This is a genomic window from Pseudomonas sp. 30_B, assembly GCF_017491605.1.
GTDB lineage: Bacteria > Pseudomonadota > Gammaproteobacteria > Pseudomonadales > Pseudomonadaceae > Pseudomonas.
Window position 1 is genome coordinate 99,835 of record NZ_JAFGYY010000003.1, and the last position, 19,003, is coordinate 118,837.

At 66.5% G+C, this 19,003-nt stretch carries 15 protein-coding genes; 10 read left to right on the top strand and 5 right to left on the bottom strand.

Annotation, left to right across the window (positions count from 1 at the left end; all coding sequences use genetic code 11):
* Positions 1 to 20 precede the first annotated feature (20 nt).
* The 5 genes from J5M67_RS04160 to J5M67_RS04180 are packed head-to-tail and all read left to right on the top strand — an operon-like array spanning position 21 to position 9,406.
* A complete protein-coding gene (locus tag J5M67_RS04160; RefSeq protein WP_207883598.1) occupies positions 21 to 1,772 on the top strand; it encodes a DUF2138 domain-containing protein in 1,752 nt (583 codons plus the stop codon).
* On the top strand, positions 1,772 to 2,401 hold the full coding sequence (locus J5M67_RS04165) for a DUF1175 domain-containing protein (RefSeq protein WP_368735919.1): 630 nt from the start codon (positions 1,772 to 1,774) through the stop codon (positions 2,399 to 2,401). The genes J5M67_RS04160 and J5M67_RS04165 overlap by 1 nt, the downstream gene beginning before the upstream one ends.
* On the top strand, positions 2,398 to 6,951 hold the full coding sequence (locus J5M67_RS04170; RefSeq protein ID WP_207883602.1) for an alpha-2-macroglobulin: 4,554 nt from the start codon (positions 2,398 to 2,400) through the stop codon (positions 6,949 to 6,951). The genes J5M67_RS04165 and J5M67_RS04170 overlap by 4 nt, the downstream gene beginning before the upstream one ends.
* The gene (locus J5M67_RS04175; RefSeq protein WP_207883604.1) at positions 6,951 to 8,585 is read left to right on the top strand and encodes a DUF2300 domain-containing protein; all 1,635 of its coding nucleotides are present in this window, start codon (positions 6,951 to 6,953) and stop codon (positions 8,583 to 8,585) included. Before J5M67_RS04170 ends, J5M67_RS04175 begins: the two co-directional genes overlap by 1 nt.
* Before the next feature lie 5 nt (positions 8,586 to 8,590).
* Positions 8,591 to 9,406, top strand: a complete 816-nt coding sequence (locus J5M67_RS04180) for a YfaP family protein (protein WP_207883606.1) — start codon at positions 8,591 to 8,593, stop codon at positions 9,404 to 9,406.
* Positions 9,407 to 9,654: 248 nt separating this feature from the next.
* Here the strand turns inward: J5M67_RS04180 and J5M67_RS04185 are convergent, their stop codons facing one another.
* The 5 genes from J5M67_RS04185 to gatC form a co-directional block, all read right to left on the bottom strand.
* Complete coding sequence (locus tag J5M67_RS04185) at positions 9,655 to 10,044, bottom strand: carboxymuconolactone decarboxylase family protein (RefSeq protein ID WP_207883609.1); 390 nt, start codon at positions 10,042 to 10,044, stop codon at positions 9,655 to 9,657.
* Positions 10,045 to 10,054: 10 nt separating this feature from the next.
* Entirely contained in the window at positions 10,055 to 10,450 is a 396-nt protein-coding gene (locus tag J5M67_RS04190; RefSeq protein ID WP_207883611.1) for a septal ring lytic transglycosylase RlpA family protein, read from the bottom strand.
* 155 nt (positions 10,451 to 10,605) lie between these two features.
* Complete coding sequence (gene gatB, locus J5M67_RS04195; RefSeq protein WP_207883613.1) at positions 10,606 to 12,051, bottom strand: Asp-tRNA(Asn)/Glu-tRNA(Gln) amidotransferase subunit GatB; 1,446 nt, start codon at positions 12,049 to 12,051, stop codon at positions 10,606 to 10,608.
* Between the two features lie 11 nt (positions 12,052 to 12,062).
* Entirely contained in the window at positions 12,063 to 13,517 is a 1,455-nt protein-coding gene (gatA, locus tag J5M67_RS04200; protein ID WP_207883615.1) for an Asp-tRNA(Asn)/Glu-tRNA(Gln) amidotransferase subunit GatA, read from the bottom strand.
* 19 nt (positions 13,518 to 13,536) lie between these two features.
* Positions 13,537 to 13,824, bottom strand: coding sequence for an Asp-tRNA(Asn)/Glu-tRNA(Gln) amidotransferase subunit GatC (gene gatC / locus J5M67_RS04205; RefSeq protein ID WP_184588959.1), 288 nt, complete (start codon positions 13,822 to 13,824; stop codon positions 13,537 to 13,539).
* Positions 13,825 to 14,063: 239 nt separating this feature from the next.
* Between gatC and mreB the strand changes: the two genes are divergently transcribed.
* From mreB to rng, 5 genes are all read left to right on the top strand, one after another.
* A complete protein-coding gene (mreB, locus tag J5M67_RS04210; protein ID WP_017518164.1) occupies positions 14,064 to 15,101 on the top strand; it encodes a rod shape-determining protein MreB in 1,038 nt (345 codons plus the stop codon).
* 86 nt (positions 15,102 to 15,187) lie between these two features.
* Entirely contained in the window at positions 15,188 to 16,258 is a 1,071-nt protein-coding gene (mreC, locus tag J5M67_RS04215; RefSeq protein ID WP_207884152.1) for a rod shape-determining protein MreC, read from the top strand.
* Positions 16,258 to 16,746: a rod shape-determining protein MreD gene (mreD, locus tag J5M67_RS04220; RefSeq protein WP_207883617.1), complete on the top strand. Its 489-nt coding sequence runs from the start codon at positions 16,258 to 16,260 to the stop codon at positions 16,744 to 16,746. Before mreC ends, mreD begins: the two co-directional genes overlap by 1 nt.
* A 67-nt stretch (positions 16,747 to 16,813) precedes the next feature.
* Entirely contained in the window at positions 16,814 to 17,398 is a 585-nt protein-coding gene (locus tag J5M67_RS04225) for a nucleoside triphosphate pyrophosphatase (protein ID WP_207883619.1), read from the top strand.
* A 46-nt stretch (positions 17,399 to 17,444) separates the two neighbouring features.
* Positions 17,445 to 18,902, top strand: coding sequence for a ribonuclease G (rng, locus tag J5M67_RS04230; protein ID WP_207883621.1), 1,458 nt, complete (start codon positions 17,445 to 17,447; stop codon positions 18,900 to 18,902).
* Positions 18,903 to 19,003: the final 101 nt, after the last annotated feature.

Here is a 19,003-nt window from a genome sequence, read left to right on the forward strand (position 1 = left end):
TGACACGGGACAAGCGATCCATGAGCGACAACACTCCTACCAGCAGCCCAGACAGCACTCCCACGCCGCCGGCCGCGCAGCCTCCGCGCCGCGGCCCGCTGATCGCCATCGGCGCGGTTGCCGCCGTGCTGGTCGCCGGCGGCCTGGCCCTGGCCTTCGGTCTGATTCCCGCCTTCCACTCTGCGCCGGTGGGCACGCTGGAAGCGCCGGAGAACGCGGAAGTGGTGCGCGACCTGCAGCGCCCCGACGCGCTGCTCGAGAGCGCCTCGCTCAGCCAACTGCCCAAGGCGGTGCTGGAAGTGCCGCTGCTGCGCGACGTGCTCACCGAGGACTTCGTCTTCTACTACGAGAACAACGCCGACCGCCTGGGCCTGACTGGCACCCTGCGGCGCATCGCCTACGAACACGACCTGACCCTGAAGGACAGCGTGATCGAGGAACTGCTCGACCAGCCGGCCCAGGTCGCGCTATGGCGCGGCGCCGATGGCCGCCTGCGCGACTTCATGGTGGTCCTGCGCCGTGGCGGCTTGGCCAAGCTCCTGGAGCCGCTGGCGAAGGTCGCCGCTGACGACAGCCAGCTGAAGAAGGTCTCGGAAATCCAGGTGAAGGGCGCTGCCACGCCGGTCTACAGCCTGCGTTACGGCGCCGAAAAGAGCGTGCTGTTCGTTTCCCGTGGCGACCAGATGCTGGTGCTGTCGAATCCGAAGATGCTCTTCCCCGAGGCCAATGAGGGTGGGCTGGGTGAGTCGGACGCCATGATCGCCAAGGACCTGGGCACGTTGCTCGAAGGCGAGCCGCTGTTCGCCAAGGACTTCGGCCTGGAACCGCGCGGCGAACTGAAGCAGCGCATCACCCTGGGCGCCGGCGTGCTCGCCATGGGCTACCAGCGCTTCATCCCGACCTTCGCCGGCGTGCGCTTCGAGCAGGGCAAGGACGGCTGGCACAGCTACCTGGCGCTCAATGAAGTCGCCCGCCAGCCCGAACTGGATTTCACTCCCGTCTGGCAGGCCATGCCCATGGGCGCCAGCGCCTGTGTCGCCCTGCCGGTCACGCCGGGTCTGTATGACAACATGCTGGTGAAGCTGGGCGCCGAGCAGAAGATGGCCGCGGCCTTCTCCGAGCACCTCTCTGGCGCTGCGGGCCTGTGCTGGTACCCGGACTCGCGACTGCATTCGCCGCTGCTCGCAGTGAAGCTCGATGCGCCCGCCAGCCCCGAACTCGATGAGCAGCTGGGCAAGCTGTTCGGCAGCATGATCGGCGCCTATGAGGCCAATGTGGAGGCGGGCGCCTTCGAGGTGGAGAGCCGCGCCGAAGGTGACGGTCGCCTGTGGCAGCGCCAGGTCAGTTCGCGCTTCGGCCAGTACCCGGCCAGCGAGGCGGAGAATCCCGACCAGGTCAGCGGCAACGGCTTCTTCCGCGTCAGCCTGCTGCGCGATGGCAACACCCTGCTGTTCTCCATCGACGACAAGCTGCTCGACAAGGCCCGCAACACCCTGGCCAAGCGCTTCCCGCCGCTGGCCGACGTGCTGCCGAAAGACGCCCTGGTGCCTGCCTACCTGGCGCCCAAGACGCTCTCCGAACTGCTCCAGCGCGAAACCCTCGACAGCCTGCCGCAGGACATCGAGCCGGTGTTCCGCAACGCTGCCGACACGCTGCTCCTGCCGCGCCTGAAGACCCTCGCCGGCAACGGGTCCTACGCCCTGACCCTGCCGGCCGGCAGCGAGCCCAGCGGCGACTGGGAGTGGCTTCCGCTGGAGTGGAAGGCGCTGTGATCGGAAAGCCTTTCACGCTGCTCGCAGGTCTGCTCGTCGCCACGCTGGCGCACGCAGCCGAGCCTGCGCTGGATGCGCAGCAGACCCAGGTGTTCCGCGCCTGGTTCGTGCGTATCGCCGAGGAGCAGCTGCGTCGTGGGCCGAACCCGCGCTGGTACCAGCAGGACTGCGCAGGCCTCGTGCGCTTCGCCGCCAACGAGGCGCTGAAGGTGCACGACGCCAAGTGGCTGCGCGCCAATGGCATGTCCAACCGCTACCTGCCGCCGGAGCTGGAGCTTACCGACGCGCAGCGCAACCTCGCGCAGACCTGGCAGCAGGGCGGCGGCAAGACCGGCCCCTACGTCAACGCGATCAAACTCATTCAGTACAACAGCCAGCTCGTCGGCCGCGACCTCAACCAGGCACGGCCGGGCGACCTGATGTTCTTCGACCAGGGCGATGACCAGCATCTGATGATCTGGATGGGCCGCGACATCGCTTATCACACCGGCACTCGTACGGCGACCGACAACGGCATGCGCTCGGTCAGCCTGCAACAACTCATGACATGGAAGGACACCCGATGGATACCCGACGAATCCAATCCCAACTTTATCGGCGTCTATCGCTTGTCCTTCCTGACCCGATGAACGCGCTGCGCGGCATTGCCGCTGCCCTGGCCTGCGCCGGCCTGTTCGCCGCCGCGCCCGCGGTCGTGCAGGCGGACGACGACGTCCCGGCGAGCAACTACACGCCCATGGCCGGCGAATCGTTCTTCCTGCTAGCTGACTCTAGCTTCGCTTCCGACGAGGTGGCCAAGGTGCGCCTCGAAGCGCCGGGCCGCGACTACCGCCGCTACCGCATGGAGCCTTACGGCGGCGCGGATATCCGCGTCTACCGCATCGACCAGCCGCTGGACTTCCTCAAGCGCCAGAAGAATCTGCACCGCGTGCTGTCCGAGGGGCAGTTCAAGGGCGAAGGCCTGTCCAATACCCTGGCCTACCTGTGGGACAACTGGTACCGCAAGTCGCGTCGGGTGATGCAGCGGACCTTCTCCTACGAGTCGCGCCAGCAGGTCACCGAAGTCGTACCCGAGCTGAAGATGGGCAACGCCATCGCCGCGCCGACGCCCTACGACGCGCAGCCGCAGTACGCGCCGATCCCCGGCCTGCCGATGGTCAGCCAGTTCCGCTACCCGCTGTGGGACGCCAAGCCCATCGAGCCGCCGAAGGACGTGACCCTGATGGGCTCCTCCAGCGAGTTCATCAACGTCGCGCCGGGTAACGTCTACGTGCCGCTGGGCAAGTTGAAACCCGGCCTCTACCTGGTCGAAGCGCTGGTCGGCAAGTACCGCGCGACCACCGTGGTGTTCGTCTCCAACAGCGTGGCGGTGAGCAAGATCGCCGGCAACGAACTGCTGGTGTGGACCGCGCGCAAGCATGAAGGCACGCCGGTGGGCGGCGCCAAGGTGCTGTGGACCGACGGCCTGGGCGTGATGAGCAGCGGCAGCAGCGACGCCGACGGCCTGCTGCGCCTGCAGCATATCAGCCCCGAGCGCTCCTTCGTGATCGGCGAGGACGAGGAGGGCGGCGTCTTCGTCTCCGAGAACTTCTATTACGACAGCGAAATCTACGACACCAAGCTCTACGCCTTCACCGACCGCCCGCTGTACCGTCCGGGCGACTGGGTGTCGCTGAAGATCGTTGGCCGCGAGTTCAAGAACTCCCGCGAATCGCAGTCGCCGCAGAGCGCGCCGCTGCGCCTGTCGGTGATCGACGCCGCCGGCACCACGCTGCAGACCCTGGACCTCAAGTACGACGCCAAGAGCGGCACCAATGGCCGCTTCCAGCTGCCGGCCAACGCCGTCGCCGGCGGCTACGAGCTGCGCTTCGACTACCGCGACCAGACCTACAGCAGCGCCTTCCGCGTTGCCGAATACATCAAGCCGCACTTCGAGATTTCCCTCGATCTGGCCAAGCCGGACTTCAAGACCGGCGAGCCGGTGAAGGGCAACCTGATCCTGCTCTACCCGGATGGCAAGCCGGTGGCCAACGCGCGCCTGGAGCTGAGCCTGCGCGCGCAGCAGCTGTCGATGGTGGACAACGAGTTGCAGTACCTCGGCCAGTTCCCGGTGGAGCTGTCCAGCGCACAGATCACCACCGACGGCCAGGGCCGTGCCGAGCTGGAGCTACCGGCGGCGGAGAAACCCAGCCGCTACATGCTCACCGTGTTCGCCAGCGATGGCGCCGCATACCGCGTGAAGACCAGCAAGGAAATCCTCATCGAGCGCGGCGCCGCGCGCTACCGCGTGAGCGCGCCGCAGCGCTTCAGCGCAGCCGGGGACAAGGTCGAGTTCAGCTACGCCGCCGAACAGCAGACGCAGGTCCAGCCCACCGCCTACCGCTGGCTGCGCCTGGAAGACCGCAGCAACGGCGATGGTGTGGTGGCTGACGGCAAGTTCGCCATCACCTTCGACAAGCCCGGCACCTACAGCATCGAGCTGCGCGACAAGGCTGGCCAACTGCTCGGCGGCACCGGCCACTCGGTCAGCGGCGACGGCGTGAAAGCCGTGCCGGGCACCGTGGAAATCGTCCTCGACAAGGCCGAGTACAAGGCCGGCGAGGAAGCGCTGGCGCTGATCACCTTCCCCGAGCCGGTGGACGATGCGCTGCTGTCGCTGGAGCGTGACAAGGTCGAGGCCACCGCGCTGCTGTCCAAGGGCGGCGACTGGCTGAAGCTGGAAAAGCTCAACCCGACCCAGTACCGCGCGCGCATTCCGGTGAAGCCGGAGTTCTCGCCGAACCTGACCTTCTCCGTGCTCTACACCCGCAGCGGCGACTACAGCTTCCAGAACGCCGGCATCAAGGTCGCGGTGCCGCAGGTGGAGATCGCCGTCAGCACCGACAAGGAGCGCTACGAGCCGGGCGAGACAGTCACCGTCAACCTCGACACCACCTACGCTGGCAAGCCGGTCTCCAGCCACCTCACCGTGAGCGTGGTGGACGAGATGATCTATGCGCTGCAGCCTGAGATCGCCCCGGGCATCGACCAGTTCTTCTACCACCCGCGCCGCAACAACGTGCGCACCAGCGCCAGCCTGTCGTTCATCAGCTACGACGTGGCATTGCCCGGAGCGCCCAGCGCACCTGGCCGCGCCAACCGCAGCGAACGCGGGGTGAAGGTGCTGGAGCGCCCGCGCCGCGAGGAAGTGGACACCGCCGCCTGGGAGCCCGAGCTGGTCACCGATGCCAACGGCAAGGCGCAGTTCAAGTTCCGCATGCCCGACTCCCTGACCCGCTGGCGCATCACCGCGCGCGCCATGGATGACGAAGGGCAGGTCGGCCAGAAGAAGCAGTTCATCCGCTCCGAGAAACCGCTGTACCTGAAGTGGAGCGGCCCGAAACGCTTCCGCACGGGCGATGCGCCGGACCTCGGCCTGTTCGTCTTCAACCAGGGCGAGCAGGACACCAAGGCCGAGTTGCTGATCCGCGCCAACGGCGCCGAGAAGACCCAGGCGCTGGAGCTCAAGCGCGGCGTCAACTACATCGCCCTGCCGCAGCAACCGCTCAGCGATGGCGACTGGAGCGTGGAGCTGCGCCAGGACGGCCAGGTCCGCGACAGCCTCGGTGTGCACTTCAGCCTGGTGGCCGACAGCTGGCAGGTCCTGCAGTCCAGACCGCTGCAGGTCAACGCGCAGAACATCCCGCTGGAACTGCCGGCGGATGCCCGCGACGTGACCCTGCGCCTGGACGACAGCGCCCAGGCCCTGCTGCGCGGCAACCTCGACTCGCTGCTTCAGTACCCCTGGGGTGGCGTCGAGCAGACTGCCAGCCAGTTGCTGCCGCTCAGCGTCGCTTACCCGATGCTGGCCAGCGGCGAGCCGCGCGTGCGTGACCGCCTGCGCCTGATCATGCAGACCAGCCGCCTGCGCCTGGTGCAGATGGCCGGCCCGGATGCCTACTTCACCTGGTGGGGCGGCGAAGACAACGACGCCTTCCTCACCGCCTACGCCTACTACGCCGACTGGTACGCCAGCCGTGCGCTGGAAATCCAGCTGCCGCCGGACCACTGGCAGCGTGTGCTGGAACTGTATTCCGCACGCGCCAGCGCCACGCCGCTGTTGCAGCGCGCACTGATCCTGGCCTTCGCCCGCGACATGAAATTGCCGGTACAGACCCTGGTCAGCGGCCTGCTCACCGACCTGCAGAATGCTGGCAGCGGCGAGGCGGCGAAGTCGGTGAACGACTTCGACAGCGACGACAGCCTGGTCATGGGTAGTCCGGATTCCGAGCTGGGCCTGGCGGTCGCCCGTGTGCTGACGGCCAGCCTGGCCGAGCAGAACAAGGTCGCGCTGCCGCAAGGCTTCGCCAAGCAACTGGATGCCGCGCGCCTGAAGCTGAATACCAGCGACCAGCCCTTCGCCCGCGCGGTGCAGCTCTACAGCGGCACCGTGGACGCCAACCGCACCCGGGCACTGCTGCTGAGCCTGGCGCCGCAGCAGTCCACCGTCGAACGCGCCCTGGCGTTGACCTGGATGCAGCGTGCCGTGGCCGAAGCTCCGGCCGCCGAGCTGCCCAAGCCGGTGGCGGACTGGAAGGAAAAACACAGCACGACAGGCGACGCCGTCTGGCAATGGCAGGGCAAGGCAGTGCCTGCGCAGCTGGACCTCTCCGCCGCGCCGTCGCGTCCGCTCAATGCTTCCGTGACCTTCCGCAGTGCCGAAGCGCCGGCCAGCCAACTGCCGGTGACCATCAAGCGTCGCCTGCTGCGCCTGGTGCCGGGTGAGGAAGCTTTCGCCTTCAATGCCGAGGCACTGGGCGACAAGCCGCTGTCCAGCGACGAGCTGTACCTGGACGAAGTGACCCTGACCACCGAGCAGGCGCAAGCCCTGCGCTACGGCATGTTGGAAGTGCCGCTGCCGCCGGGCGCGGACGTCGAGCGCACCACCTGGGGCCTGCAGATCAGCGGCCTGGGTGGCGCCGAGGCGACCAGCCTGGAGCGCGCGCGCAACGAACCGGGCGACCTGTTCTACGGCGTGCCGGTGGACACCCTGGGCGGCGAGCTGCGCTTCCGCCATCTGGTGCGCTTCTCGCAGAAGGGCGAGTTCGTCCTGCCGCCGGCGCGCTTCCAGCGCCTCTATGCGCCGCAGGAGCAGGCGCTGGAGCAGAATCCGGCCCTGGCGAAGATCAAGGTCCAGTAATGCGCGCGCGCATCGCCGGGCTGATTCTGCTGTTGCCGCTCTGCGCCCTTGGGGCGCAGGAGTCGGCGCAGCTGGCCTGGCGCACTGCGCAGGGTGATGAACTGCTGCGGCTAGGGTCGCAGCAGGTGCTCGATCGTCAGGCTTTGCCCGCCGATCTCACGGCTCCGCTGGGTAGCCTGTGGAAGCTGTTCGTCTATGCCTGGCTGAGCGACACCGGCCAGCAGGAGCCGGCCTACCCGTGCCGTGGCGAGAGCAAGGAAGAGGTCTATTGCTGCACGGCGGGGCAGAGCATCGAGCGTGACGCGGCGCTGGTGAAGTCCTGTGGTCTGTATTTTCAGCCCCGGCGCCTGGGCATCGACGGTACGGTCTGGCAGCAGTACTGGCAGGCGCGCCACGCGCCGGCCTGGGTCTCGCAACTCGATCATCTGGCGCCGCAGACCGAGGTGCCGGTTGCCGAACTGCTCGATCAACTGCAGCACCTGCCGGCCCAGGAGCAGGCGCGAAAGGTGCTGCTGGATGTCAGCCTCGCCGCCGATGACGGGCGCGCTCCCGCTGCCCTGGGTGGACGCCTGCGGGTGAAGACCTGGAGCTGGGAAGAAGGCGGCCAGCGCGAAGGCGGCTTTGCCGGCTGGCTGGTGGACGGCACACCGCTCTGGGCGCGCGGGCCGGGCACCAGCAAGACGGTGCTGGCCAAGTACGGCAACGCTATCGGTGTCGCGCTGCCGGCGCCGTGGCCAAGCGATCCGGGGCGTTGTGTGGAGGTCAGTCTGTTCAGCCGCTATCCGCTGAAAGAGGTCTACGACGTGCGAAACCAGCCTGCCACCGAAGGCCTGCTGGAAGGTCGGCAGAATGTGCTGTTCGCCAATGGCGTAAGGCTCGACGTGAACAGCGGCGGCGATCTGTTTCTTGAACGCGGCGCCCAGGGCCCGCGCTTGACCGCGCGCCTGTCCCGCGAGGAGTATGTCGCCCGCGTGCTCGACCGCGAGGCTTCCGCTACGCCGCCGGAAGCGGCCAAGGCGCTGGCGGTGACCATCCGCACCTATCTGCTGCAGAACGGCGCCCCGCGCGGCGACTGCCTGAGCATCGACGACAGCAGCCAGCGCCAGCGCGTGGCGCCGCGCCCGGCTAGTGAGGCCGCGCGGGGAATCGCCGCCTGGACCGCTGATCTGGTACTGGCCGGCGGCACCGTCACCTATCACTCGGACCAAGCCGGGCAGTCGAAACTGTCCTGGCGCGACGCCCAGGAACAGGCCGCCAAGGGCCTGCGCTACGACGCCATCCTCGCCCGCGCCTTCCCGCGCACCAGCCTCAGCCGCTGGAGCAACCCGACTGCCGCCTGCCAGCCGCTGCCCGAGGCCGAACGCTGGCTGCAGGCGCAGCGCCGCCACTGGCGGCAGCGCCTGGAAGCCGAGGCGGGCTATGAGGAATTGCAGTCTTTCGCCGTGTGCCGCCTGAGCAGTGGCCGGCCCTACGTCGACCGCGAACGTCAGCGCATCTACGTACGTGGCCTGTACTCCCAGCAGGACCGCCTCGACCTGGCTCATGAATACCTGCACCTGGCCTTCCAGGCGCACCCTAATGGACAAGACGAGGGCTACGTGGAAAGCCTGGCCCGTCGCCTGATACTGGAATGATCACCATGAAATTCGCCCACGTGCTCCGCCTTTCCCTGCTTGCCAGCCTGATCCCGCTGGCCGCGCAGGCCGCCGAATCGCCGATCAGCCTGGACACGCCGCTGGGCGGTTGGCGCGCGGGCGACGGCGACAAGGCCGACTTCCGGCAGACTGTGAATTACCCGGCGTCCTCGGTGAACACTCGCGCGGACCAGGCCGAGACCGCGCGTATCCGCGGGGAAATCCGTGGCTTGCCCAAGGACAGCAAGGAGCCGGCACGCCTGGTGGTCAACGGCGTGGCCATGCCGATGCGGATCGAGGGCGACGGCAAGTTCGACCGTCCGTTCGCCTTCCCGGCGGGCTCCAACAGCGTCGAAGTCATCAGCCCGGACGGCCAGCAGCGCAAGCGCGTGCAGTTCTACCACGGCGGCGGGGGCGGCGAAGTCGCAGCCAAGCTGCGGGTCATGTTGTCCTGGGACTCGGACAACACCGACCTCGACCTGCATCTGGTGACGCCCGATGGCGGGCACGTCTGGTACGGCAACCGCTCGCTGCCCAACGGCGCGGCTCAGGACGTCGACGTGACCACCGGCTACGGCCCGGAAATCATAGCCAGCCCGACCCCGCTCAAGGGCCAGTACCTGGTCTATGTGAACTATTACGGTGGCGGTTGGAGCGAGGACGACAGCTCCGGCGATGTGAACGCGGCCAAGCCGCTGACCACGGCGCAGGTGACCATCGTCACGGAGGAGGGCACGGTGAACGAGAAGCAGGAATCCTTCCTGATCCCGATGCGCCAGCCGGGCGAGCTGACGCTGGTGAAGTGGTTCAGTTATCCGTAAGGGCGAGAGCCGTCGGCCCGGCCGACGGATCGCGGGCATGGCCCGCTCCTACAAATGGGCGCTGCGCTTGGGTGCTGGTGCCCGGCACGGAAGGTTCAGGCCCGCGTAGGAGCGGACTTTGTCCGCGATGCAGTCCGGCGCGATTCGAACCTATCGCGGACGGAGTCCGCTCCTACGAGCGCGGCGTCGGCCCAAGCCTGTAGGAGCGGGCTATGCCCGCGAATAGCGCTAATAGGCGCTCATGCCACTCAGGTTTTCTGATCCGCCTGCCAGGCCTCGATCACTTCCTGCGCGGCGCGGAAGGCGTCGATGGCCGCCGGAACACCGGCGTACACCGCGCAATGCAGCAGCGCCTCGCGGATTTCTTCCACCGTACAACCATTGTTCAGTGCGCCACGCACATGGCCTTTCAGCTCCTGCGGGCATTTGAGCGCGGTCAGCGCGGCCAGGGTGATCAGGCTGCGGGTCTTGCGCGGTAGGCCGTCGCGGTTCCACACGCCGCCCCAGGCGTGCTCGTTGACGAAGTCCTGCAGCGGCTGGGTGAACTCGGTGGCGTTGCCCAGGGCGCGGTCGACGAAGGCGTCGCCCATCACTTCGCGGCGGACCTGTTCGCCGGCCTTGCGGTTGTCGTTGCTCATTCTGACTCCTTCAGAGACCTTCCAGGCGCACCGGCGCGGTGCCGGAGCGCAGCATGTTGAGTTGTTCGGCGGCGGCTTTCGACAGGTCGATGATCCGCCCACGGCCGAAGGGGCCCCGGTCGTTGATCCGCACCACGACGCTACGGCCGTTATTGAGATTGGTGACTTTCACCCGGGTGCCAAAGGGCAAGGTGCGATGCGCGGCGGTCAGGGCGTGCTGGTTGAAGCGCTCGCCGCTGGCGGTGCGCTTGCCGTGGTGTGCCTTGCCGTAATAGGAGGCGGTGCCTTCGGCGCGATAGCCACGGCCGGAGACACCCGAGTCGCTGTCGTATGACGGGGCGCTGCTACAACCGGCCAGCAGGGCGAGTCCGGCGGCGAAGAAGAGGGAAGGGAACGAACGCCACATAATGGAGCTTCCAGGGGACGATTTACCCGGTGCTGATGGGTTCTGCACTGACATTCCTGTCGCAGCACCGAGTTTTCCAATCCGGCCATCCCTGGCCGGTCGTTCGCCGGGCCAACGCAGGCGTTGGCACTCTTCTGGATAAAAGAAGGGGCGGATTACCCTTCGAGCTTTTTCTTCAGCAATTCGTTCACTTGTGCCGGGTTGGCCTTGCCCTTGGCGGCCTTCATGGCCTGGCCGACGAAGAAGCCGAACATCTTGCCGCGCTTGGCCTCGTCGCTGGCACGGTACTGCTCGACCTGCTCCGCATTGGCTGCCAGCACGTCGTCCAGCAGCTTCTCGACGGCGCCCGAATCGGTGTTCTGCACCAGGTCCTTGGCCTTGATGATCTCATCGGGCGAGCCTTCACCCTCGGCCATGGCGGCGAACACGGTCTTGGCCGCCTTGCCGTTGATGGTGCCGTCCTTCAGGCGGAGGATCATTTCGCCCAGGTGCTGCGCGGAAACCGGCGACTGCTCGATCTCCAGGCCGTCCTTGTTGAGCAGGCTGGAGAGCTCGCCCATCACCCAGTTGGCGGCCAGCTTGGCGTCGCCGCAGATGGCCTGCACCTGCTCGAAGTAGTCGGCCATTTCGCGGCTGGCGGACAGCACGCTGGCGTCGTAGGCGGACAGGCCGTACTGGCTCTCGAAGCGCTCGCGCTTCTGGTCCGGCAATTCCGGCAGGTTGGCGCGCAGCTCGTCGAGGAAGGCGCGCTCGATCACCACCGGCAACAGGTCCGGGCAGGGGAAGTAACGGTAGTCGTTGGCTTCTTCCTTGCTGCGCATGGAGCGCGTTTCGTCCTTGTTCGGGTCGTACAGGCGGGTTTCCTGCACGACCTTGCCGCCGTCCTCGATCAGCTCGATCTGGCGCTGCACTTCGTGGTTGATCGCCTTCTCGATGAAGCGGAAGGAGTTCACGTTCTTGATCTCGGCGCGGGTGCCAAACTCGGCCTGGCCCTTCGGCCGTACCGACACGTTGCAGTCGCAGCGTAGCGAGCCTTCGGCCATGTTGCCGTCGCAGATGCCCAGGTAGCGCACCAGCGCGTGGATAGCCTTGACGTAGGCCACGGCTTCCTTGGCGCTGCGGATGTCCGGCTCGGAGACGATCTCCAGCAGCGGGGTGCCGGCGCGGTTCAGGTCGATCCCGCTCATGCCGTGGAAGTCTTCGTGCAGGCTCTTGCCGGCGTCTTCTTCCAGGTGCGCACGGGTGATGCCGACGCGCTTGACTGTGCCGTCTTCCAGGGTGATGTCCAGGAAACCCTTGCCGACGATGGGATGGTCCATCTGGCTGGTCTGGTAGCCCTTGGGCAGGTCCGGGTAGAAGTAGTTCTTCCGGGCGAAGACGTTGCGCTCGGCGATCTCGGCGTTGATCGCCAGGCCGAACTGGCAGGCCATGCGCACGGCCTCCTGGTTCAGCACCGGCAGGGTGCCGGGCATGGCCAGGTCGACCAGGCTGGCCTGGGTGTTCGGGGCGGCGCCGAAGGTGGTGGCGCTACCGGAGAAGATCTTCGATTGGGTGGAGAGCTGTGCGTGGATTTCCAGCCCGATCACGGTTTCCCATTGCATGTGTGTCGTCCTCAGAATCCAGCCGGTGCTTGTTTGTGCCAGTCAGTGACCAGTTGGTACTGGTGCGCGACGTTGAGCAGGCGGCCTTCCTGGAAGTACGGCGCGAGCAGCTGGACACCCACCGGCAGACCGTCGACAAAGCCGGCGGGCATGGACAGGCCCGGAATGCCGGCGAGGTTGGCGGTGATGGTGTAGATGTCTTCCAGGTACTGGGCGACCGGGTCGTTGTTCTTCTCGCCGAGTTTCCAGGCCGGGTTCGGCGTGGTCGGGCCGAGGATCACGTCGACTTCGGCGAAGGCGCTGACGAAATCGTTCTTGATCAGGCGACGAATCTTCTGAGCTTTCAGGTAGTAAGCGTCGTAGTAGCCAGCGGAAAGCGCGTAGGTGCCGACCATGATGCGGTTCTTCACTTCCGCGCCGAAGCCTTCGGCGCGGGAGCGCTTGTACAGGTCCTGCAGGTCTTTCGGGTCTTCGCAGCGGTAGCCATAGCGCACGCCGTCGAAGCGCGACAGGTTGGAGCTGGCTTCTGCGGGCGCGATCACATAATAGGCAGGGATCGCGTGCTGCATGTTCGGCAGGGAGATCTCCTTGATCACCGCGCCGAGCTGCTTGAGCTGCTCGACTACCTTCATCACCGCGTCGGCGATGCGGCTGTCCAGGCCGGCGCCGAAGTATTCCTTCGGCAGGCCGATGCGCAGGCCGGTCAGCGGCTTGGCCAGGGCGGCCAGATAGTCGTCCACCGGCTGGTCGACACAGGTGGAATCCTTCGGATCGAAGCCGGCCATGGCGCCGAGCATCAGCGCGCAGTCCTCGGCGGTACGTGCCAGCGGGCCGCCCTGATCGAGGCTGGAGGCGTAGGCGATCATGCCCCAGCGGGATACGCGGCCGTAGGTCGGCTTGATGCCGGTGAGGTTGGTCAGCGCGGCCGGCTGGCGGATCGAGCCGCCGGTGTCGGTGCCGGTGGCGGCCGGGATCAGGCGCGCGGCCACGGCGGCGGCGGAACCACCGGAGGAGCCGCCCGGTACGCGGGAGGTGTCCCAGGGGTTCTTCACCGGGCCGTAGTGGCTGGATTCGTTTGCCGAGCCCATGGCGAACTCGTCCATGTTCAGCTTGCCCAGGCTCACGGCGCCGGCGTCGGCCAGGCGTTCGACGACGGTGGCGTCGTAGGGCGAGACGAACGCGTCGAGGATCTTCGAGCCGCAGCTGGTGCGCACGCCCTGGGTGCAGAACAGGTCCTTGTGGGCGATCGGCGCGCCGAGCAGGGCGCCGGTCTCGCCTTTGGCGCGCCGCTCGTCGGCCGCCTTGGCCTGGGCCAGGGCGATTTCCTCGGTGACGGTGATGAAACTGTTCAGCTGCGGGTCGAGCTGCTGGATGCGCGCGAGCAGGGCAGTGGCCAGTTCCTGGGCGGAGAATTGCTTGTCGGCGAGTCCGCGGGCGACTTCGGCGAGGGTCAATTGATGCAGCATATGTCCGTGTCCTTAGCGCTTACTCGATGACTTTCGGGACGAGGTAAAGGCCGTCTTCAACGGCCGGCGCGATGGCCTGGTAGGCTTCGCGGCGGTTCTCCTCGGTGACAGCGTCGGCGCGCAGGCGCTGCGTGGCCTCCAGCGGGTGGGCCAGGGGCTCCACGCCGTCGGTGTCGACCGCCTGCATGGCGTCGATCAGGCCGAGGATGTTGTTGAGGGTGTCGGTGGTGCGCGAAATGTCGGCTTCCGCCAGGCCCAGGCGGGCGAGGTGGGCGATCTTTTCCACGTCGGAGCGTTCAAGCGCCATCGGGGTCTCCAGCTAGAGCGGCCCGGTTCGAACTGGACCTGGCCGGAAGGAATTTGTGGGGCAGGGAACAGAACCCGCGGCGGACGGTCGAAGGCCGCTGGGACGGGCCTGCGGGCCCGAAAAACGAGGAATCTAGCATAAATTGCCGCCTTGCCCAAAACCCCCGTCATTGTTAGAGTTTGCCGCACTTTTTTACCCGCGCATTTTTCACCCACGCTCCACCTACGGGTTTCTTTCCAATGTTCAAAAAACTGCGTGGCATGTTTTCCAGTGATCTGTCGATCGACCTGGGCACTGCCAATACCCTTATTTATGTGCGCGAGCGCGGCATCGTCCTGAACGAACCGTCCGTGGTCGCCATTCGTAGCCACGGCAGCCAGAAGAGCGTGGTAGCGGTCGGTACCGAAGCCAAGCGCATGCTGGGCCGTACCCCGGGCAACATTGCCGCCATTCGTCCGATGAAGGACGGCGTGATCGCCGACTTCAGCGTCTGCGAGAAGATGCTGCAGTACTTCATCAACAAGGTGCACGAGAACAGCTTCCTGCAGCCCAGCCCGCGCGTGCTGATCTGCGTACCGTGCAAGTCCACCCAGGTGGAACGCCGTGCCATCCGTGAATCGGCCCTGGGCGCCGGCGCACGCGAGGTGTACCTGATCGAAGAACCGATGGCCGCAGCCATCGGCGCTGGTCTGCCGGTGGAAGAGGCCCGTGGTTCCATGGTCGTCGACATCGGCGGCGGCACCACCGAGATCGCCCTGATCTCCCTCAACGGCGTGGTCTATGCCGAATCCGTCCGCGTCGGCGGCGACCGCTTCGACGAAGCCATCGTCACCTACGTGCGCCGCAACTACGGCAGCCTGATCGGCGAATCCACCGCCGAGCGCATCAAACAGGAAATCGGCACCGCCTTCCCGGGCGGCGAAGTCCGCGAAGTCGACGTCCGTGGCCGCAACCTGGCCGAAGGCGTACCGCGCAGCTTCACCCTGAATTCTAACGAAGTGCTCGAAGCGCTGCAGGAATCCCTGGCGACCATCGTCCAGGCGGTCAAGAGCGCCCTGGAGCAGTCCCCGCCGGAACTGGCTTCCGACATCGCCGAGCGCGGCCTGGTGCTGACCGGTGGCGGCGCGCTGCTGCGCGACCTGGACAAGCTGCTGGCCCAGGAAACCGGCCTGCCGGTGATCGTCGCCGAAGACCCGCTGACCTGCGTCGCCCGTGGCGGCGGCAAGGCGCTGGAAATGATGGACCGTCATTCGATGGACCTGCTGTCCACCGAATAAGATGGGAGTGGAGGTCGGTTGACGTTTCGCCCAGGGGGGTGGAACTTCAACCGACTTTGCACAGCTAGGAGCCGGTCATCAAACCGATATTCTCCAAAGGGCCCTCGCTGGGCGCGCGCCTGCTGGTGCTCGCCGTCCTGTCGGTCGCCTTGATGGTGGTCGATGCCCGCTTCGATTATCTGAAACCGGTACGCAGCCAGATGGGCCTCGTGCTGAGTCCCTTCTATGGCGTTGCCGATTTCCCTGTTCGTGCCTGGGAAGGCGTACGCGACCAGTTCACCAGCCGCAGCGAACTGCTGGCCGAGAACGAACGCCTGAAGGCCGAGCAGCTGCTGATGCAGCGCCGCCTGCAGAAACTCGCCACCCTGACCGAACAGAACGTGCGCCTGCGCGAGCTGCTCAATTCCTCCGCCCTGGTCGATGACAAGGTGCTGGTGGGCGAGCTGATCGGTGTCGACCCGAACCCCTTCACCCAGCGCATCCTGATCGACAAGGGCGAGAAGGACGGCGTGTTCCAGGGCCAGCCGGTGCTCGACGCCAGCGGCCTGATGGGCCAGGTGGTCGAGGTCATGCCCTACACCGCGCGTGTGCTGCTGCTGACCGACACTACTCATAGCATTCCGGTGCAGGTGAACCGCAATGGCCTGCGCGCCATCGCCGTGGGCACCGGCAATCCGGAGCGCCTGGAGCTGCGCTACGTCGCGGACACCGCCGACATCAAGGAAGGCGACCTGCTGGTCAGCTCCGGCCTGGGTCAGCGGTTCCCGGCCGGCTACCCGGTGGCCACCGTCAAGGAGGTGCTGCACGACACTGGCGGGCCATTCGCCACCATTCGTGCGGTGCCCACCGCCAAGATGAACCGCAGCCGCTACGTGCTGCTGGTGTTCACCGACAGCCGTACGCCCGAGCAGCGCGCCACCGACGCCGCTGAGGCCCAGGCCGAGGCGGACCGCAAGGCCGCCGAATCCGCGGCGCCGGCCCAGCCCGGAGCTGCAGCGCCCGCCACGCCGACGCAGAACGCTGCGCACCCAGCCACGCCGGCGGCTCCCGCCGCACAACCGGCACATCCGGCGGCAGCTAATGGCGCCGCGCCTGCCGCACCTGTCGCTCCGGCAGCCCCGGCGGCACCGCACCCCGACGCAAGGAATCGCCGCTGATGGCCACCCAAGGCTCGCGAAACGGCTGGGCGATCTGGCTCAGCTTGCTCCTGGCGCTGCTGCTGTCGGTGGCGCCGATGCCCAGCTTCATGGAAATCGGCCGCCCGCTCTGGCTGGCGATGTTCCTGACCTACTGGGTGCTCTACCTGCCGCACAAGGTCGGCATGCTCAGCGCCTGGGTGCTGGGCCTCGCCGAAGACGTGCTCTACGGCACCCTGCTGGGGCAGAACGCGCTGATCCTCAGCCTGATCATTTTCCTGGTGCTCTCGCTGCACCAGCGTTTGCGGATGTTCCCCATCTGGCAGCAATGCCTGGTGTTGCTGGTGGTGTTCGGCCTGGCGCAACTGGTCCAGCTGTGGATCAGCGCCCTGACCGGCAACCGTCCGCCGACCCTGGTGTTCCTGTTGCCGGCGCTGGTCAGTGGCTTGCTCTGGCCGTGGGTCTATACGCTGCTCCGGGCCCTGCGTCTGCGCCTGAACATCAACTGAGGCCCCGCTGCGGGGCGTTTCGTCGGGTCTGGCGCCAGTCGCGCCGGACCGGCTTCGGGAGTCTCTGATGTCCCAGCTGTACCTCGCTTCCAGCTCGCCGCGTCGCCGTGAGCTGCTGACCCAGATCGGCCTGCCGTTCCATATCGTGCCCGCTTCCATCGACGAGACGCCGCAAGCCGGCGAGTCGGCCGTGGCCTATGTCGAGCGCCTGGCGCGCGAAAAGGCCCTGGCGGGGCTGCATTTCCTGGCGCAGCGGGCGGACGTCTGCGTGCTGGGCGCCGACACCGCCGTCGTACTCGATGGGCGGATTCTCGGCAAGCCCGCCGATCGTGCCGAAGCGCTGGCCATGCTGCAGGCGCTGTCCGGTCGTGAGCATGAGGTGCTGACCGCAGTGGCCGTGGCCAACCGCGACCGCTGCGAGGCGAGGGTGGTGGGCAGCCGCGTGACTTTCCGCAGTGTTTCGATGGAAGAAGCCGAGCGCTACTGGGACACTGGCGAGCCCCATGACAAGGCCGGTGGCTATGCTATCCAGGGGCTCGCGGCGGTATTCGTCAGCCGCGTCGAGGGCAGCTACAGCGCCGTGGTCGGCCTGCCCCTGTGCGAAACTGCGGCATTGCTGGCTGACTTCTCCATCCCATGCTGGCAGTCTTGATCACGAAGTAGCGCTGCACGACTCCGGGCGCGATAAGGAAGGGCGCATGAGCGAAGAGATCCTGATCAATATCACGCCGATGGAATCGCGCGTGGCGGTGGTGGAGAACGGCGTCCTGCAGGAGGTCCATGTCGAGCGCACGCTGCGCCGCGGGATCGTCGGCAACATCTACAAGGGCAAGGTCGTGCGCGTGCTGCCCGGCATGCAGGCGGCCTTCGTCGATATCGGCCTGGAGCGCGCCGCCTTCATTCATGCGGCGGAGATATCCACCCGCGAAGGCAGCGCGGTGGAGAGCATCAGCGCACTGGTGCACGAGGGCCAGAGCCTGGTGGTGCAGGTCACCAAGGACCCCATCGGCACCAAGGGCGCGCGCCTGACCACCCATCTGTCGATCCCGTCGCGCTACCTGGTCTATATGCCGCGCACCAGCCATGTCGGCATTTCCCTGAAGATCGAAGACGAAGTCGAACGCGAGCGCCTCAAGCAGGTGGTGGCCAACTGCGTGGCGGTGGAAGGCATCGTCGAGCAGGGTGGCTTCATCCTGCGCACCGCGGCCGAAGGCGCCGGGGAGGACGAGATCCTCGCCGATATCCGCTACCTGCGCCGCCTGTGGGACCAGATCGACGCACAGATCAAGACCGTCGGCGCGCCGACGATGATCTATGAAGACCTGTCCCTGGCCCTGCGCACCCTGCGCGACCTGGTCAATCCACGAATCGAGAAGATCCGCGTCGATTCCCGGGAGAACTTCCAGAAAATCACGCAGTTTGTCGAAGAACTGATGCCGGAAATCGCCGATCGCCTGGAGCACTACCCGGGCGAACGGCCGATCTTCGACCTCTACGGGGTCGAGGACGAGGTGCAGAAGGCGCTGGAGCGCAAGGTGCTGCTGAAGTCCGGCGGCTACCTGATCATCGACCCGACCGAGGCGATGACCACCATCGACGTGAACACCGGCGCCTTCGTCGGCCATCGCAACCTCGAAGAGACCATCTTCAAGACCAACCTCGAAGCCGCCACCGCCATCGCCCGCCAGCTGCGCCTGCGCAACCTGGGCGGGATCATCATCATCGACTTCATCGACATGGAAGACGAAGAGCACCGCCGCCAGGTCCTGCGGACCCTGGAAAAACAGCTCGAACGCGACCATGCCAAGACCAACATCATCGGCATCACCGAGCTGGGCCTGGTGCAGATGACCCGCAAGCGCACCCGCGAGAGCCTGGTGCAGGTGCTTTGCGAGCCCTGCCCGAGCTGCCAGGGGCGCGGCATGCTGAAGACCGCCGAGACCATCTGCTACGAGATCTTCCGCGAAATCCTCCGCGAAGCCCGCGCCTACCAGGCCAATTCCTACCTGGTGCTGGCTAACCAGAAGGTGGTTGATCGCCTGCTCGACGAGGAGTCGGGCAACGTCGCCGATCTGGAAGTCTTCATCGGCCGCACCATCAAGTTCCAGGTCGAGGCCATGTACTCTCAGGAACAATACGACGTTGTCCTGCTTTGAGAGGCAGGTCCCAATGTCTTGGCTTCACACGAAATGCCGCTCTGGAACGGGCGGTTGCGGAGCTTTCGCTGACGCACACTGTCAGACGGGGTTCGCTACTG

Bases quoted from the DNA above. Each gene is read 5' to 3' on its own strand.
- mreB (WP_017518164.1), top strand. From the start codon at position 14,064: ATGTTCAAAAAACTGCGTGGCATGTTTTCCAGTGATCTGTCGATCGAC.
- mreD (WP_207883617.1), top strand. From the start codon at position 16,258: ATGGCCACCCAAGGCTCGCGAAACGGCTGGGCGATCTGGCTCAGCTTG.
- J5M67_RS04170 (WP_207883602.1), top strand. From the start codon at position 2,398: ATGAACGCGCTGCGCGGCATTGCCGCTGCCCTGGCCTGCGCCGGCCTG.
- gatB (WP_207883613.1), bottom strand. From the start codon at position 12,051: ATGCAATGGGAAACCGTGATCGGGCTGGAAATCCACGCACAGCTCTCC.
- J5M67_RS04175 (WP_207883604.1), top strand. From the start codon at position 6,951: ATGCGCGCGCGCATCGCCGGGCTGATTCTGCTGTTGCCGCTCTGCGCC.
- J5M67_RS04225 (WP_207883619.1), top strand. From the start codon at position 16,814: ATGTCCCAGCTGTACCTCGCTTCCAGCTCGCCGCGTCGCCGTGAGCTG.
- J5M67_RS04185 (WP_207883609.1), bottom strand. From the start codon at position 10,044: ATGAGCAACGACAACCGCAAGGCCGGCGAACAGGTCCGCCGCGAAGTG.
- J5M67_RS04190 (WP_207883611.1), bottom strand. From the start codon at position 10,450: ATGTGGCGTTCGTTCCCTTCCCTCTTCTTCGCCGCCGGACTCGCCCTG.
- gatC (WP_184588959.1), bottom strand. From the start codon at position 13,824: ATGGCGCTTGAACGCTCCGACGTGGAAAAGATCGCCCACCTCGCCCGC.
- rng (WP_207883621.1), top strand. From the start codon at position 17,445: ATGAGCGAAGAGATCCTGATCAATATCACGCCGATGGAATCGCGCGTG.
- J5M67_RS04180 (WP_207883606.1), top strand. From the start codon at position 8,591: ATGAAATTCGCCCACGTGCTCCGCCTTTCCCTGCTTGCCAGCCTGATC.
- J5M67_RS04160 (WP_207883598.1), top strand. From the start codon at position 21: ATGAGCGACAACACTCCTACCAGCAGCCCAGACAGCACTCCCACGCCG.
- gatA (WP_207883615.1), bottom strand. From the start codon at position 13,517: ATGCTGCATCAATTGACCCTCGCCGAAGTCGCCCGCGGACTCGCCGAC.